The organism is Oceanobacillus profundus (genome assembly GCF_003515705.1).
Taxonomy (GTDB): domain Bacteria; phylum Bacillota; class Bacilli; order Bacillales; family Amphibacillaceae; genus Oceanobacillus; species Oceanobacillus profundus.
Map to the genome: position 1 here is coordinate 70,012 of NZ_QWEH01000017.1, position 16,577 is coordinate 86,588.

Below are 16,577 nucleotides of genomic sequence, written 5' to 3' on the forward strand. Positions count from 1 at the left end.
TATAATTTATTTCTATAGATGCTATTTTATATAAAGATATTTAGTAAGTCAAGAACGAATGATCTTATTTTAAAATATTTTTTTCTCAATTAAATTATATAATTGATAATTATAAACTTTGGTGAATTTAGGGAATTTTGTGTGGTATAGTTTTTATTAACAAATGAAGGAACACTAAATTTAGGTGGTACAAAGTTATTTTTTAAATCTGTCGATAGAATTTCGGTAATATATATTGACTCTGTGGCGCACCCCACAGTTTATAATTTAAGACGAGCGGGAGGGACAGGATGTATAAGGTTAGTGATTTTTCTGAGATGACCGGATTAAGTAAAGAAACATTACGATACTATGCCGAAGTAAAATTGCTTGAACCAGCATTTATTGATCCAAATAACAACTATCGTTATTACGATGATGGAAGTTACTTCCTGGCAATCCTCCTCGTTAAATTGCGGAGACTTGGCTTTACCATACAGGAAATGGTCTGTGTCATGGAGGATGAGTCATTTGCAAATTTAGATGGGCTGTTAATACAAAAAAGACATAAAATTCAGAGGGAAATAGACGATCTTCTGCTTCGGGTTGAAGAGATCGATGCTTTTCTTGAATCTGGGAAGGAAGAATACAAATGATCCAATGGAAAGAAGAAATCACTATTGATACAAATATTGAAAATGTATGGAGCCTATTTTTAGATAGAAACATCAAACAGATTATGCCTAAAGTAGAGAAACATACGGTGATTGAAAAAAGGGAAGGTGAGGTTGGAGCAAAGCACGAACAAACCTATCGGGAAGGAAAACGGCTTGAAACGTATATTGTAGAAACGTTAGCTTATGAAGACTTAGAAGATAAAAAGTACAAGCAAATACGTTTTGTTTTAGGTAAAGCTTTTGAGATTAATCTATCTTTTAAATTACTTAAAATTAGTGATACACAAACGGCATTTATTTATGAGGGTAGTAATAAAGGGGTTAATTTTGTAGGAAGAGCAATGTTGAAGCTAGGAAGTGAGAAAAGCAACAATAAAGTTGTAGAAGAGTTTATGCAAAAAGTGAATGAGGAAGCAATGAAAATTTAGATTCGTAATTTGTGACTTCGAAAACGATTAAGCAATTGAAGTCCTACAAACATAGTGTCCCGTTAATTGGGGAATAAAAAGCAAAGCTCGCCGGTTCGAGTTGATTACGAACTGGCGAGCTTTTTGATTCTTTAAGCTAAAAAATGATATGAAATTGGTATAGACAACTAGTTTAACGTGGGATACAATATATTTCGTTGTTATCTTTAATTTTTTACGGATGAAATAAGGAAGGGTTCGAAAGTTATAACCTTAAATGAAAGCGTATTTTTTGGGTAGAATACTATATTAAGTACGTTACACATTTTTTTAGTTTATACACTCCGTAAATTAACAACATATATAAAACTTTTGATAGGAGGAAAACAGGATGATGAAATATCTCCAAAGTATAGGTCGTTCATTGATGTTACCGGTTGCAGTATTACCTGCAGCGGCAATTTTAATGGGGATAGGTTATTGGATTGACCCATCAGGCATGGGGGAAGGAAGTGCAGCAGCTGCTTTCTTAATTAAAGCAGGCTCTTCCATTATTGATAATATACCAATCTTATTTGCGGTAGGGATTGCGTTAGGTATGTCCAAGGAGAGAGACGGTGCTGCTGCACTAAGTGGGCTAGTTGCCTACTTAGTCGTAACCACACTACTTTCCGTTGATACTGTTGCATTATTGCAAGGAATTAATGTGGAAAATGTAAACCCAGCCTTTGAGAATATAGAAAATGCGTTTATTGGAATTCTTTCTGGGGTTGTAGCATCAATTATGTTTAATCGATTTAGTCATGTACAATTACCAGCAGCGTTAGCTTTCTTTAGTGGGAAGCGAGTTGTACCGATTATGACATCTGCTTTAATGCTTGTTGTTGCTGCAGCATTATTCTTTGTCTGGCCTGTAGTTTATACAGGATTAGTTAATTTCGGTGAAATGATTAGTACATTAGGGGCTATTGGTGCAGGGATTTATGGATTTCTTAATAAATTATTAATTCCAATTGGATTACATCATGCGCTTAACTCTGTGTTCTGGTTTGATGTAGCGGGAATAAACGATATTGGAAATTTCTGGGCGGGAACTGGTGAAAAAGGAATTACAGGTATGTATCAAGCCGGATACTTCCCGATTATGATGTTTGGCTTACCTGCAGCAGGACTTGCGATGTATCATGCGGCAAAAACAAAAAGGAAAAAGCAAGTAGGATCCTTAATGCTTGCAGGAGGTTTTGCTTCCTTCTTAACTGGGGTTACAGAACCAATTGAATTTGCTTTTATGTTTGTAGCGCCGTTTTTATATGTTGTTCATGCCGTATTAACAGGTATCTCCATGGCGATTGCTGCTATGTTTAATTGGACAGCTGGTTTTGGTTTTAGCGCGGGGCTAATTGACTTTATATTAAGCTCGCGTCTGCCAATGGCTAATGAACCGTACATGCTATTGCTCCAGGGACTGGTATTCTTTGTTATCTACTATATTATATTTAGATTTTTAATTGCAAAATTTAATATCAAAACTCCTGGTAGAGAAGATGATGATGTGCTTGAAGCGGAAGAGGTAGAATCTACTGAAAATGCCGATGACAATAAATTCGCAGCAATGGCAGCGAAAATTTACGAAGGTTTAGGTGGGGAAGAAAACGTTACCTCTATTGACAATTGTGTTACCCGATTAAGACTGGATGTGAAAGATTCGTCTGCAATTGATCAAAGTAAAATTAAGGCTACAGGTGTACCAGGGGTAGTTGTTACTGGTAAAAACAATGTTCAAGTTGTTGTTGGCACACAAGTTCAATTTGTAGCTGACGAGATGAAGAAGATTCATAAGTAATACATGATTGGGAGTGTCCTAATCGCTTGAACAGCCTAGCGTAGATTATCTAGAACGATAGCTTACGTATTAAAATATAGTCGAACGTAATAATTAAATATCCGATACAAGACATCATTGCTTTTACGTAACGATAAAAGGAAAGTGTTTTCTAAAATGATAATCAAAGAATCGCCAATACCACTTTATTTTCAATTGGAACAAGTGATAAAAGAGATGATTGAAAAGAAGGAGTTAAAACCTGGAGACTTAGTTCCTTCTGAGCGTGAGTATGCTGAGAAGTACCAAATCAGTCGAATGACGGTAAGGCAAGCAATGAATAATCTTACAAGTGAAGGCTATTTACAGCGTGAACGTGGAAAAGGGACTTTCGTTGCTTATAAGAAATTCGAACAGGATTTGGAACACTTAACAAGTTTTTCAGAGGATATGCGTTTACGGGGAATGGTAGCAGGAACAAAGGTATTAGAATTTAACATTATAAAAGCAAGTGGATGGTTAGCCAAGAAGTTAGGACTGGAGGAAGGCTCATCAGTCTATGAAATAAAAAGATTGCGTTTAGGGGATCAGCTGCCAATCGCATTTCAAATCTTTTATACGTCAGTAGATCGTATTCCAGGTCTTACGAGAGAAATTGCAGAACAATCCATTTATCAACATATTGAAAATGAGACTGAACTTCGGATTTTGTCCGCTGAACAGGAAGTGGAAGCAACAATCGCTCGTAAGCACATGGCTGACGCGCTTGATATTAAAATTGGTGATCCGATTCTCTATATTTCCCGAGTTAGTCTCACTGAAAATGATATACCTTTAGAGTATGTACAATCATACTATCGTGCTGACCGCTATAAATACAAAGTTAAAATTAATCGATAACATAGAAGTATGAAGAAAGGGGAAATTTTTAGTGAAAAGATTATTAGATTGTACGGCTTCTGATTTTCAAAAAATGAATGGCCAAGACTTAAAGCAGTCCATTCAAGCCTGTGAAGGAAGAGTAATGCTATCAGAGACAATGACTTCTGTAGCGCCATTATACCCGAGCGTCACCAATGCTGAACTTGCATCTGCGTTCGGTGCTGATTTACTCTTATTAAATTTATTTGATGTGTTTAACCCTGCTGTTGAAGGGGTTGAATGTGATCAGAATGAATCAGTCATACAAAAAGTGAAGGAACTAACTGGACGTCCTGTTGGCCTGAATTTAGAACCAGTCGACCTTCATGCCGAACAAATAGAAAAATTAGATACAGTTTCAAAAGGAAGATTGGCTACCGAAGAATCCTTAAGGAAAGCGAGAAAATTAGGTTTTGATTTCATATGTTTAACGGGTAATCCTAAAACAGGTGTGACAAATAATGAAACGATTGTTGCTATTCAGAAGGCCCGTGAGGTTTTTGGTGAAGAAGGATTAATTATTGCAGGAAAAATGCATGGTGCTGGAGTTACAAATGAAACAGGCAGCAGTATTATTTCAGAAGATGCACTATCCAGTTTTATTAAAGCAGGAGCGGATGTTATTTTAATGCCTGCTCCTGGAACAGTCCCTGGAATCACATTGGATACTGTCCAAAACTATGTACAATTTGTTCATTCAAAAGGTGCGCTGGCAATGCTCACGATTGGGACAAGCCAAGAAGGAGCTGATGAGGCAACGATCCGCCAAATCGCGTTAAATAGTAAAATGGCTGGTGCAGATATTTATCATATAGGGGATACAGGCTTTTACGGAATTGCTGTCCCGGAAAACATTATGACCTATTCCATCGCTATCAGAGGAAGACGCCATACGTATGTAAGAATGGCTGCATCTGTAAAACGTTAGAAGTTTGCAAAAAGGTTGGTGAAAGATATGAATTTGGAACTGATTGTACAAAATAAGCAAGAAGCTATTCAGGCAGAAAAACTAGGGTCTCACCGTCTAGAACTCGTATCCGCAATGAAAGAGGGAGGGCTAACCCCAAGCTATGGAGCGATCAAACAGGTCCTGCAAAGCGTAAAGATTCCTGTCCAGATCATGGTTCGCCCCCATAGCTATCAATTTAACTATACAGAAGATGATTTTCAGGTGATTTGTGAAGATATCGAAATGATTACAAAGCTTGGAGGCAATCGAATTGTCTTCGGTGCACTAAATCAGAATGGTACCATAAATGAAGAAATGCTTCGTGAGATTATTCGGCGGTTCCCAGATATAGATATAACCTTTCACCGTGCGTTTGATGAGGTTCATTCACAAGAAGCCGCCTACCGTACTTTACTCCAATTCAAACAGAATGTAAGGCGGATTTTGACATCCGGCGGGGAAGTAAATTGTGAGAAAGGCAAAGACCAGTTAGCAAAATTGGTAAAACTATCTTTCGGGCAAAACGGACCGAGTATCATGCCTGGTTCAGGACTATCACCAGAAAACATTGCGGGTATTCATCAAATGGTAAGTGCAGAAGATTATCATTTTGGTAGTGCTGTAAGGGTGGATGGCTCATTCGCAAATGAACTTTCACAATCCGCAATTCAACGAATACAAAAGGAATTGATGTAAGGTTTATTTGTGCTTAAGTACTATTTGGTGGCTCAACAACTTAAAAATCCAGTATTAGTGTCCAACAACCTAATGCTGGATTTTTTATGTTTCGATTACTTTCTACCAAAGATTCCATGATACATTAGAATAGGATCTTTGCGATCTGCATAAAACCATGCATAACATGTATGCAACCATCCGTTGACAAAGTGCATTTGCTCCGTGATAGAAAGAAAAGCATTGTTATCCTAAACTAGAACTAACAAAATGAAAGGGGTTTCGTGCATGACCTTTGGTCAAAAACTTTTTAAACTAAGGAAACTAAATACAACAAGACAGGCGATTAGTAAATGGGAAAAATAATAAATTATTGATTCAGAAACTCGATGAACAACAGAATTTTATACATAAAAATTTAGAAAAACGTTTTTTTTCGATTTTCGTTTTTAAGTGAAAAAATTAAATTTATAGTTTCAAAAAAAAATTGAGATATTTATATTCTTTTAGCCACGTACTCAACTGAATTTTTGAATTTAAGGTCGTGCATAATTTTATATATATATTTAAATACCGCACGGTTTTTAATTTGCAGGAAATTTTATGTATATATTGGGAGGTTTTTAGGAGGTTAGCGTCGAATATTGATTTATATTGTATTTTTGAAAAAATTAAATTGGAGGTACTTGTTTAATGAAAAAGTTTATGACAGTTAGTATTTTATCCCTCATTTTTATGTTGGTTTTAGGTACTAATGTAGGAGCAACAAGCGCAGGAACAAACGTTGGAGTTTCTGAAAATCCACCAGCTGATGCAGAAACTGAAAATACTGAGGGTATGTCAACTCTAGGTTTGGGTAAACCGACTAAATCACATAATTTAAAAAGTAGTGGAGAGATGAAATTTTCAGGAAGTGCAGCAAACTCTAACCTATATACAAATAAATACTTTACTGGAGCCAGCAGTGTTTCAATAGAAGTGCGCAATTTTAGAGATGGAAAACTAAAATATAAACTTTATAAAAAAGGAACAATTGGTGCGGTAGGGACATTTACTCTGAACGCAAAACAGAGCCAAATATCTGTTCGTAATTTGGATTCAAAAGGACAATATTATATAAAATTTTATGGACCAAGTAATTTTAGTGGATCAGTAAAAGCTAATTGAATTAATAATTTTACAAGTGAAACGTCGTGATCTTTTTTCTCATGGTGTTTCACTCTGTTATATTTGAGTTTATTTTAGGAGAATGTTGATGACGACCACTAAACTTAAGATAATTGCATTGATATCGATGTTTATTGACCATGTTGGTCAATTTATATCTAATACTCCAGAATGGTTTCATTGGGTAGGTAGAATTGCAGCCCCAGTGTTTATTTATGCTCTAATTATAGGTTATCAATATACTTTAGATAGAAAAAAGTACATCATTCGTTTGTACCTATGTACTTTGGGTATGGCTATATTAAACCTTATTATTAATATTGTTTTTAATGAAACCCAAATGTATATAACGAATAATTTTTTTGCTCCTCTTTTTTTGATAATAATATTCATTTATTTTTTTGAGAAAAAGCAAATAAAATATGTTTTGTTTCTTGTTGTATGGCAAATGCTAGTTTTTTTGATTAGTATGCTGTTTTCAGAGATAGATTGGCGCTTTATTAGTGATGCTAGTGTTGTTTATCAATTTTTCGGTTCTATATTTGGTAGTGTTTTTTTTGTAGAAGGTGGACCGTTTTTTGTACTTTTAGGCTTGCTTCTTTATGTAACTAGAAAGACTAAGATTGGTATTAGCGTTGTTTATATCTTATTTTCTATATTTTGTTATGTTGTATACTCTAAATGGGGGTATAGACCAGATTTCTTTGCGGAATACCTAATTCAATATGCTGGGTATCAATGGATCATGATAATAGCATTACCGTTAATATTACTTTACAACGGTAAAAAAGGGATTGGTTTGAAGTACTTTTTTTATGTTTTTTATCCTGTACACATTTTAATTTTATATTTAATTGGTGTTTATTTATCTCAATTAGGTTAAGTATTAAAATAAAGAATGGCTTGAATTATGGAAGGAATCTACGAATAATCCAGACATCACGCAAGTGGATGTTCGTAAGGGCAACTTGGGGAATTTGGTTTCCCCCAATCGCCCTTGATTAAAAATGTTTATTGATTTATGCTATTCAGAAAGTGATGTCGCCAGTCCTGGAGCGACGAATAAAACAGGGATCGTTCTTCTCAATGACGATTTATAAAAGGGAGTCGCAAACCCATTATGCGACTCATTAAAATGTGGGTAGGAAAGTAATAAGACAGTGAAAGGTCATAGGAAACTATGGCCTTTTTTGTTTTGCTTTAAATTCCTTGATAAGAAATGTACCGGATTTTGTGAGATGAGCGCTTATATTTATGAAGAGGGTCTGTTTATGAAATAGATATTGTTTAAGGCTCAAACATAGTAAGACAGATCAAAAGTTTTTAAAAAAGAAAGGTATTTAATAAAACAAAGTAAGTAATAAAAAATAAAGGAGTGATAAGAATGGGAATGATCGAAATTAAAATAAAGATACCAGTAGAATTGATTGCATTGTTGTTTTTGCTTTCGTACAGGCAAGGATTTCCAGAGACAGAAAAGCTCTTGATGATCGGAAATATTTTTGAGGTTTCCATATTTGCTTAAAGAGACTGCGCAATCAAAAGAGGAAAATGATGATGGATATTATGTTAGCAAAGAAATGGCAGAAGGGTTCTTGCTGAACCAGAGATATCATTCAATAAGACTCTATTCAATTGAGTATTAAGGTACTTTGAAAAAAATAAGTTAATAACACACTTTAAATAGATTGTATTTTACAAACTTTATAAAATTTTATATGATCAATATAGATTTTGGGATAAGCTGTAATGGTTGCTTCTCCTATGCCTAAAGTAATTGGAGGTATCAGCAATCTGAAACAGTAACATTCAATAAAAAATACGGGAGCGGTAATAACGTGGAGAATATCTTGCCGATAAAAAATCAAATGAATGGTGTGTTTGTACATGTGTCGGATTTGAAAGCTTCTGCAAAATGGTATTGTGACTTATTAGGAATGGATGTTGATTTAGAACGAGTTGTGTCACCGGTTTTTAACGTCCTGTTAGTAGGGACATCATCGCTCACTTTAGATGATCACACCTTTGATCCGTTTTTCAAACATCATGTGAGCCCTAGTCCGATTTTCAATTTTTATGCACCCAATATTGATGATGCTTATAAATATGTGAAAGAAAAAGGGATTGTAATTGTGAGAGAAATGGAGTGGGTGGAAGACACAGCCTGGTTTAATATAAAGGATCCAGATGGAAATGTCGTCATGATTTGTAATTGCTAAGGATTCCATAATCGATTAGTTAGTGGGCACCTTTTTACTTTGATTTATACAACAGCATATATAAGAAGGATAGTGTTCATCTACCTCAAAATTTGAATTGAATCTATAATAAGGGGTGATTTTAATTACCTTTGAAAAGGAGTACCTGACAACTATAATTGAACAGTTTAAACATTTTAAAGAACGTGCAGAAAAGGGAATCGAACAATTATCTGAAATGGATTTACACTGGAAGTCAAATGAAGAGTCGAATAGCATTGCAATTATTATCAAACATTTGAGTGGGAATATGCACTCTCGATGGGTAGATTTTTTAACGGCGGATGGAGAAAAAGCTTATAGAAATAGAGACCTAGAATTTGTTGATCGTAATGAGTCAAAGAAACATCTGATGCAGATTTGGGAAGATGGATGGAAGCTGCTTTTTCATACAATCGGGAACCTTAACGGAGAAGATCTAAATCGGAAGGTTACACTAAGGGGGAAATCGATTAGTGTGCTTCAAGCAATTCAAACAGAAGTCGTTCACATTAGCTATCACTTAGGGCAAATTCTTTATATCGGGAAACAAATCAAGGGAAAAGAATGGATCATTTTAAGCATTCCGAAGAACAAATGATTAGGATAGCTATAATCTGCAGTGATGTTAGAAGAAATTGTAAAACAATAACTAAACCAGTCGAAAATCAAAAAGGGCTTCCCTATCCCTATATGATTCATTGTTTGGCTGACCTTAAAGAGGAGATTGATTAGATGACTGATAAGATACGAACAACTGAGAAAGTTGATCAAATGATTGATCAATTGTCACCTGACATTCAAGAGATTACAAATGCATTGCGGAAAGTTATTTTTGATGCTTCGCCCAAGCTTATTGAAGAGTTCAAATGGTCAATGCCTAGCTATTCATATAAGGGGCTCGTATGCTATCTGCAACCTGCTAAGAAACATGTTAATTTAGGGTTTTATAAAGGAAATGAAATTGAAAGTGACTTATTGAAGGGTACAGGAAAAGCGATGCGCCATATAAGAATTACAAAGATTGAGGATATTCAAGAGGACATCTTCACTTCGCTTATTGAAAAAGCAATCACATTGAATGAATCTAAAGAGTGAAGACTATAAATACTAGAACGCTACAATTATCAATTTTACTTGTGATACTTTCTGTAAAAATGATAAGTAGCTTTTATACGGTTATGTTTAGGTGTGATGAGCCAAATGAAATGATTAACCGGATCAATTGGATGAGAGAGCAGAGCCTAATTGAAATCGGTTAGGTTGGGGGCGATTAAATGGAGAAGTTTGTGGAGCTTGAGCATATTAGTAAAGCGTACAATAATCAACAGGTTTTACGTGATATCTCGCTTACCATTGATCAAAAACAAGTTATTGCAATACTGGGCGGGAATGGTACTGGAAAAAGCACCATTTTACGATTGATAGCGGGACTTGAGAAGCCAACTTCTGGTAAGGTTATTTATCCTAATAAAAAGATTAGAATAGGATATGTACCAGAGAGGTTTCCAAAAGATATACGTTTCACTCCAAGTGAGTATTTGTGTTACATAGGTACAATTACTGGAATTTCAAAAGCGCGTCTTAGGAAAAATATTCCAACATTTTTACGTCGGTTTCAGTTAGAAAAGCTGGATAATCACCGGATAAATGAACTTTCAAAAGGAAACACCCAGAAAGTTGGGATTATCCAAGCTATCATGCAAAGGCCAGAGCTTTTAATCCTGGACGAACCTATATCCGGACTTGACGCTCAAGCCCAACAGGAATTACTACTTGTAATCAAAGAATTGAAAGAACGAGGGTCGACAATACTATTAACCTATCATGAATCAAACATCTTTGAGGATATAGTGGAAACGACTTACTATATATATAATGGCCTTCTTTCAAAGACAAAGATGAAAAACGAAAAGGATTCATTGAAGTTAATAGAAGTAAAGCGGTTGGATGATTCTCAGGTGAAACAATGGGAGGAAGTATTGCACATGAAGGAAATGGATAATGGGTTGTTACTATATGTTCATGCGAATTATAGTGATAAAGTTTTATCGAGAATCCTAGCATTACAAGGAAGCATTAATCAAGTAACAACTGTAGATAACGATGGAGAGTGGGAAAGGGAATAAGATGTCACGCTATTTCCAATTATAAGGAGGGATCTATTTGAAAGAACTGATTAAATTTAGTTTGCACGATTATTTGCGGTCCCATAAATACTTTCCTCCCATCTCTACTTTCTTCGTCTTAGTATTTGTCCAATATACATATACTCCAAATCCAATCATTGATAGTTATGCTGTGACTGCGTTGATTATATATGTTATATCGTCCTGGTTGTGTATCAGTGTTTTATCACTGGATCCACCAGTACAAAGACAAATTATGATACTTCATGCTAAAGGGAGAAATCGTTACTATATTTCAAAATTATTATCTGTATGGCTAATAGCCGTGCTGCTAACTGTATATTCTTTTGTATATCCGATTATTTTTGGTATGTTCGCTGAACCTGTGACATTAACAATTGGTTTTGTTTCTTTTGCAAACCATATTTTATTAGCAACTCTTGGTATTACGGTTGCTAGTTTATTTAGTGAAGCACTGATGGAAAGCCCTGTAAATTCCTATGGTGGGCTAGCACTTACTATTGTTCTTTCCATCGCAGCTCTTGGAATCCATGGTGCCCTGCCTGCTGCTTTGAAAAATATAACCTGGGTTATTCCTCCTGCAGTAAACACACAGCAATCACTAATGAATTGGAGCGGGGAAAATCTTGGAGACCTATCCATATTTCCTTTTATCTGGATAATCATTTACTCGATTCTTCTTTTAATTTTGTTTTTGAAATTGGCTAAATGCTAGAGAATAAAAATTAAGGATTCGTTATTTTATTGGAGCGACAGGACTCCGTAGAAAGTATAAAGGATGGAAAGAACATATCCTTTCTCCCATCCAATATAAAAAGCTATTTTCTGTCCCAAAACCGCTGCTGCGCTATGGCAGAAACAAAATCCTCACCAAAATCTGTATTATTTGCAGCAAAAACTACACCAGCCAAAATATTGTTTTCTGATGCATGAATAAAAGACTCACCAGTTGAGGAAACACCAATTGGTTTATAGTATAGTGCTTATAAGCTACATGTACAAATTCCGTGATGTCTGAGTTGAATTTTACCTGGTTTCTAGAACTTCCGCCAATAACGTAAAGTGAGTCTACAAGATAAGGGCTCGATGTAAGAAACGTTTTATCAACTTGGAGTGTTGTTCCATCATTTCCGATAACCGTACCAAGCCTTTCACTTATGATGTCAACAAAAACACCATATTGCTGTAAGGTGTTAAGTGCATTGGTTACCTCATTACCGTTATAACCATCGCCAATAAGTACGCCTGCTTTTTGTGTATATGCATATTTAGATGTACTGGCCTGACTAAGGGAAGAATAGCTTGTAGAAACAGGAACATTGGATCCGCTTGGTCGATCCACCCCGATGTTATCCGCAACACCTTGCATGAACCACTCTTTCAGGTATTTCTTCATGAACAAAGTGTGACACCTTCTCTAATAATTCATAATCCTGACGTAAGGAAGGTCCACGGATACCTGCTTTTAATTGATCCTGATCCTGTGATCTTTTTTTTCCTTCCTGTGTTGTCATTGGCTGGCCGTAGTCGCTCATTCGGTATTGTTCTAGTTGTTCTTGTTTAAAGTCTTGATTTACCCGTTTTTGGTTTTTTGATGATTTCTCATCATCCATTTAATCACCCTTTCAAACGGTTGAGATATAAGTACCATTTCTATACTTACGTTTTTTTTCTAATATTAGAACACAGATTTATTAGCGTAAGGGGTTCTGAGCATGACCCGCCTCTTACCTCTTGCAATGCCCTCATTATAGTTAGTGAAGTATCGATTGCTGTGCCTAAACCTTTATATTAATTGATACAAAGTATGGTGCTTTAATAGGACTTTTAAAAATGTACATACTTTTTGCCGTTAGCCCAAATAATATAGATGTTTTTAACAAGACTTTAATTAATATATAAAAACTTAAATGAACAACAAATCAATGTGAACAAAACTAAAACAAAGAAAAGTGGAGAATTTTTATGGAAAAAGACATACAAAATGGAATGCATGATTCAATGGAGGATCAGTTTCTGCCGATGTATTCGATGACGAGTGGAGTTGGGAAGGAGGTTCTTCCCGATCTTTACTGCTATACAAATCAAATTGTGAATTTGTGCTGTGTGGGTAATCCGGATAATTCAGGTGAGTGGGTTTTAGTGGACACTGGTATGCCTGAATCATCCAATCGGATTGTGGAAATGGTAGAGGAGCGGTTTGGAGAAGACAGTAAACCACAAGCAATTATACTAACACATGGACACTTTGATCATGTTGGCGCAGTTGTAGATTTAGTGGAGAAGTGGGGAATTAAAGTATATGCCCATGAGGCTGAGTTGCCTTTTTTAACTGGAAAACAAGACTATCCAGAACCGGATGGATCCGTTGAAGGGGGACTTGTGGCAAAAATGTCACCAATGTTCCCAAATGAAGCTGTTAACTTAGGAAGCAATATAGAAGCACTGCCTGATGATGGAAGTGTTCCACATATGCCTGGTTGGAAATGGATTCATACACCAGGACATGCTCCTGGTCATGTATCTTTATTTAGGGAAAAAGATCGTGCTCTTATTGCTGGCGATGCTTTTGTTACTGTGAAACAAGAATCACTTTACAAGGTAATGACTCAAAAAGTGGAAATAAACGGCCCGCCAAGGTACTTAACGACTGATTGGACTGCTGCTTGGGAATCTGTTAAAAAGCTGGAAGACTTAAACCCTGCTATTGTGGTAACTGGTCATGGAATGCCAGTGTCTGGGCAAGAACTTTCAGAAGGATTAGCAAGACTAGTTAAAGAATTTGACCGACTAGCAATACCAGATTATGGTCGGTTTGTAGACCCCAAACACTGATGCGAGAAATCGTAAGAACGAAGAAGGTGACTCAAAAGAATGAGATTTTGAGTCACTATTTTTAATCAATATGAAATTGTCCCTTTCGCTTACTATCCACTTCTCTTATTAGTGTATACACGCAACTGTTACATCATTTCAGGAGCTACTTCAATTTGCGGTTTCACAATTTGGACACAGCTATTTCTTTTTTACTATGATAGCATACAATATATAGTGTTAATTTGTTTTGTTAACACCAAATGTAGTATTAAGGCTTGGAGGAATAAAACAAAATAAGAGAACTAGAAACAATAAAAAAGGGAGAGCGGAAAAATGAGTACAAGTATGTCAACGGAAGTGAAAGACTACTTCCCGCTAAACAAATTGGATGAGATTGTTTATACAAGTAATCATGATCTGATTCAAGAAAATGCCAATGTTGATGGGAACTCACCAATGGGACAAATGTCAAAGGTTTCTGCGGAAGTAACGAAGTCGTATGCGAAAGAATTGATACTTAGCGAAGATGTCAGACAAGCAATCGATGAAAATTATATCCACCCCCATGATCTTGATTTTCTAATTACGGGTACAACCACTTGTTGTCAGATTCCACTAGGAAAAGTTCTGAAAGATGGTTTTAATACTGGACATGGACATATGCGTGAACCGAAAGATATTGTAAGTGCGATGGCTTTAGCATCCATTATTTTTCAATCGAATCAAAACATGCAGCATGGTGGGCAAAGCTATCCCATGTTTGAATATGATCTTGCACCTTATGTTAATAAAACTTTCGAGAAAAATAAGAAACGTATACAAAGCTATGCTACTTCATATACAGCGGAAGAAATAGATGAGATAGCATGGCAGGAAACGAATCGAGATGTATACCAGGCCTGCGAAGCTTTTATACATAATTGTAATTCGATGCATTCGCGCGGAGGTGGACAAGTTCCGTTTGTTTCCATCAATTACGGTACGGATACATCTAAGGCAGGTCGTCTACTTATCAAGAACCTTTTGTTGGCCACGAAAGCAGGCCTGGGTAATGGTGAGACACCAATCTTCCCTATTCAGATTTTTAAAATGAAAAAGGGAATTAATTTTGAACCTGGAGAACTGAATTATGACTTATACCAATTAGCACTTGAAACAACAGCGAAGCGATTATTTCCAAACTTTAGCTTTATCGATTCGACGTTTAATAAAGTGCATTATGATGGTACTCCAGAATCGGAAGTGGCCTATATGGGTTGCAGGACTCGTGTGATGGCAAATCGTCATGGTGAGGAAAATGGAGTGCAGCGGGGAAATCTGTCTTTTACTTCTATCAATCTCGTAAAGCTTGCACTTGCCGCAAAGAATGAGTTCGATTACTTTAAACTATTAGATTACTATACTGGACTTACAATAAAACAATTAATGGAGCGATTTGATTTTCAAACTAAAAAGAAGGCAGGAAACTTTCCATTTTTATATGGGCAGCATATTTGGCGAGGGAGCGAAAACCTTCAACAAGAAGATAAACTTGGTGATGTGTTAAAACAAGGCACATTAAGTATTGGCTTTATTGGATTGGCGGAGGCTTTAGTCGCTTTAACTGGTAAGCATCATGGTGAATCAGAGGAATCTTATCAATTAGGATATCGAATCATTCAGTATTTACGGGACAGAGTTAATCAAGCGAGTGAAGATTACGATTTGAATTTCTCGTTGATTGCAACACCCGCAGAAGGACTATCTGGAAAGTTTACTCGAAAAGACCAAGCGGTTTTCGGAAAAATACCTGGTATAACAGATAGAGATTACTATACGAATTCCTTCCATGTCCCGGTTTACTATTCTATCAAGAGTATTGATAAAGCTAAAATTGAAGGCTCTTTCCATCGTTTATGTAATGGTGGTCATATTACATACATCGAATGTGACGGAGATGTTTCTAAAAATATAAAGGCATTAGATGTTTTAGTAAGAGCAATGGCCGCCGCTGATATTGGTTATGGTGCAATCAATCATCCTGTTGATCAATGTGGTGTATGTGGATATTCCGGAATTATAGAGAATGCGTGCCCAAACTGTCAGAATGCAGATGAGAGTAGAATTGGAAGAATCAGAAGAATTACTGGATATTTGGTTGGAGATATGAAACGATGGAATTCCGCCAAATGTGCGGAAGAAAAGGAACGGGTTAAACATCAATGAAAGTGATGAATATTATTCATGATTCTGTTGTTGATGGAGAAGGATTGCGAACGGTTATTTTCTTCGCGGGGTGTCCACATTTCTGCAAGGGATGTCATAATCCAAAAAGCTGGAATATCCGTAATGGTACAGAAATGACAGTTGAAGAGGTGGTTGAAGAGGTAGCGAGTAATCCGTTAACAGATGTTACTTTATCTGGCGGTGACCCGTTTTTCCAAGCAAGAGACGTATCTCAAGTAGCAAAACGACTAAAAGAGCTAAAGAAAAACATTTGGGCCTATACCGGTTACACATTGGAACAATTGCTTGAATCGCCTGATCCATATCAACAGAAATTACTCCATTATTGTGATGTGCTAGTTGATGGCCCGTTTATTTTGGAGGAGCGAGATTTAACCTTAAATTTCTATGGAAGTCGAAATCAACGTATTATCGATTTATCACAGGTATAAGGGCTATATCGTGGTTTTGTTATTGAACATGGATATCCTTTAAAAAAATAGAAAGAGTGATGAAGGGCGAGAACCATGAATTATTTATTATGGGTTCTGCCCTTTATTTATAGGAACTT

19 protein-coding genes and 2 pseudogenes are annotated in these 16,577 nt (G+C 36.1%); 18 read left to right on the forward strand and 3 right to left on the reverse strand.

Translation table 11 applies throughout. The features are described 5' to 3' along the window. The first annotated feature begins 290 nt into the window (after window positions 1–290). From D1B32_RS19250 to D1B32_RS19315, 15 genes and pseudogenes are all read left to right on the forward strand, one after another. Window positions 291–635 (forward strand): MerR family transcriptional regulator, encoded by a 345-nt coding sequence (locus D1B32_RS19250; protein ID WP_095313061.1) that lies wholly within the window; start codon window positions 291–293, stop codon window positions 633–635. Next, on the forward strand, window positions 632–1,084 hold the full coding sequence (locus D1B32_RS19255) for an SRPBCC family protein (protein ID WP_095313064.1): 453 nt from the start codon (window positions 632–634) through the stop codon (window positions 1,082–1,084). The genes D1B32_RS19250 and D1B32_RS19255 overlap by 4 nt, the downstream gene beginning before the upstream one ends. 370 nt (window positions 1,085–1,454) lie before the next feature. Continuing rightward, window positions 1,455–2,906: an N-acetylglucosamine-specific PTS transporter subunit IIBC gene (nagE, locus tag D1B32_RS19260; protein ID WP_095313066.1), complete on the forward strand. Its 1,452-nt coding sequence runs from the start codon at window positions 1,455–1,457 to the stop codon at window positions 2,904–2,906. A 156-nt stretch (window positions 2,907–3,062) separates the two neighbouring features. Continuing rightward, window positions 3,063–3,785, forward strand: coding sequence for a GntR family transcriptional regulator (locus D1B32_RS19265; protein WP_095313068.1), 723 nt, complete (start codon window positions 3,063–3,065; stop codon window positions 3,783–3,785). Between the two features lie 31 nt (window positions 3,786–3,816). Then, the gene (locus D1B32_RS19270; protein ID WP_095313070.1) at window positions 3,817–4,734 is read left to right on the forward strand and encodes a DUF7916 family protein; all 918 of its coding nucleotides are present in this window, start codon (window positions 3,817–3,819) and stop codon (window positions 4,732–4,734) included. Between the two features lie 27 nt (window positions 4,735–4,761). Beyond that, window positions 4,762–5,451, forward strand: a complete 690-nt coding sequence (locus tag D1B32_RS19275; protein WP_095313071.1) for a copper homeostasis protein CutC — start codon at window positions 4,762–4,764, stop codon at window positions 5,449–5,451. 267 nt (window positions 5,452–5,718) lie between these two features. Next, a pseudogene (locus tag D1B32_RS24625) lies at window positions 5,719–5,790 on the forward strand (helix-turn-helix domain-containing protein); the annotation flags it as partial. Between the two features lie 333 nt (window positions 5,791–6,123). Next, a complete protein-coding gene (locus D1B32_RS19280; RefSeq protein ID WP_095313072.1) occupies window positions 6,124–6,597 on the forward strand; it encodes a hypothetical protein in 474 nt (157 codons plus the stop codon). A gap of 88 nt (window positions 6,598–6,685) precedes the next feature. Beyond that, window positions 6,686–7,480 carry a TraX family protein gene (locus D1B32_RS19285; RefSeq protein WP_095313073.1) on the forward strand — a complete coding sequence of 265 codons (795 nt, stop codon included), beginning with the start codon at window positions 6,686–6,688 and terminating at the stop codon, window positions 7,478–7,480. 573 nt (window positions 7,481–8,053) lie between these two features. Further along, window positions 8,054–8,198, forward strand: a pseudogene (locus D1B32_RS19290) (helix-turn-helix domain-containing protein); the annotation flags it as partial. Window positions 8,199–8,435: 237 nt separating this feature from the next. Continuing rightward, entirely contained in the window at window positions 8,436–8,816 is a 381-nt protein-coding gene (locus tag D1B32_RS19295; RefSeq protein ID WP_118890189.1) for a VOC family protein, read from the forward strand. Between the two features lie 115 nt (window positions 8,817–8,931). Further along, window positions 8,932–9,435, forward strand: coding sequence for a DUF1572 family protein (locus D1B32_RS19300; RefSeq protein WP_316246663.1), 504 nt, complete (start codon window positions 8,932–8,934; stop codon window positions 9,433–9,435). 134 nt (window positions 9,436–9,569) lie between these two features. Further along, window positions 9,570–9,932, forward strand: a complete 363-nt coding sequence (locus tag D1B32_RS19305; RefSeq protein WP_118890190.1) for a DUF1801 domain-containing protein — start codon at window positions 9,570–9,572, stop codon at window positions 9,930–9,932. Window positions 9,933–10,123: 191 nt separating this feature from the next. Then, window positions 10,124–10,963, forward strand: coding sequence for an ABC transporter ATP-binding protein (locus D1B32_RS19310; RefSeq protein WP_420814768.1), 840 nt, complete (start codon window positions 10,124–10,126; stop codon window positions 10,961–10,963). Between the two features lie 37 nt (window positions 10,964–11,000). Further along, the gene (locus D1B32_RS19315) at window positions 11,001–11,699 is read left to right on the forward strand and encodes a hypothetical protein (RefSeq protein WP_118890192.1); all 699 of its coding nucleotides are present in this window, start codon (window positions 11,001–11,003) and stop codon (window positions 11,697–11,699) included. Between the two features lie 103 nt (window positions 11,700–11,802). On the opposite strand, the gene D1B32_RS24340 is transcribed toward D1B32_RS19315, so the two are convergent. From D1B32_RS24340 to D1B32_RS24480, 3 genes are read right to left on the reverse strand one after another with little or no spacing between them, the layout of a single operon-like run. Beyond that, window positions 11,803–11,949 (reverse strand): hypothetical protein, encoded by a 147-nt coding sequence (locus tag D1B32_RS24340; protein WP_316246665.1) that lies wholly within the window; start codon window positions 11,947–11,949, stop codon window positions 11,803–11,805. Continuing rightward, window positions 11,883–12,380 (reverse strand): DJ-1/PfpI family protein, encoded by a 498-nt coding sequence (locus D1B32_RS19320; RefSeq protein ID WP_275669473.1) that lies wholly within the window; start codon window positions 12,378–12,380, stop codon window positions 11,883–11,885. The genes D1B32_RS24340 and D1B32_RS19320 overlap by 67 nt, the downstream gene beginning before the upstream one ends. After that, window positions 12,334–12,597, reverse strand: coding sequence for a catalase (locus tag D1B32_RS24480; protein ID WP_118890193.1), 264 nt, complete (start codon window positions 12,595–12,597; stop codon window positions 12,334–12,336). The genes D1B32_RS19320 and D1B32_RS24480 overlap by 47 nt, the downstream gene beginning before the upstream one ends. 376 nt (window positions 12,598–12,973) lie before the next feature. On the opposite strand from D1B32_RS24480, the gene D1B32_RS19330 reads away from it, so the two are divergent. The 3 genes from D1B32_RS19330 (at window position 12,974) to nrdG (ending at window position 16,458) form a co-directional block, all read left to right on the forward strand. Continuing rightward, the gene (locus tag D1B32_RS19330) at window positions 12,974–13,819 is read left to right on the forward strand and encodes an MBL fold metallo-hydrolase (RefSeq protein WP_095313129.1); all 846 of its coding nucleotides are present in this window, start codon (window positions 12,974–12,976) and stop codon (window positions 13,817–13,819) included. A 327-nt stretch (window positions 13,820–14,146) separates the two neighbouring features. Then, window positions 14,147–16,006 carry an anaerobic ribonucleoside triphosphate reductase gene (locus D1B32_RS19335; protein WP_118890205.1) on the forward strand — a complete coding sequence of 620 codons (1,860 nt, stop codon included), beginning with the start codon at window positions 14,147–14,149 and terminating at the stop codon, window positions 16,004–16,006. Then, window positions 16,003–16,458 carry an anaerobic ribonucleoside-triphosphate reductase activating protein gene (nrdG, locus tag D1B32_RS19340; protein ID WP_095313079.1) on the forward strand — a complete coding sequence of 152 codons (456 nt, stop codon included), beginning with the start codon at window positions 16,003–16,005 and terminating at the stop codon, window positions 16,456–16,458. The genes D1B32_RS19335 and nrdG overlap by 4 nt, the downstream gene beginning before the upstream one ends. Window positions 16,459–16,577: the final 119 nt, after the last annotated feature.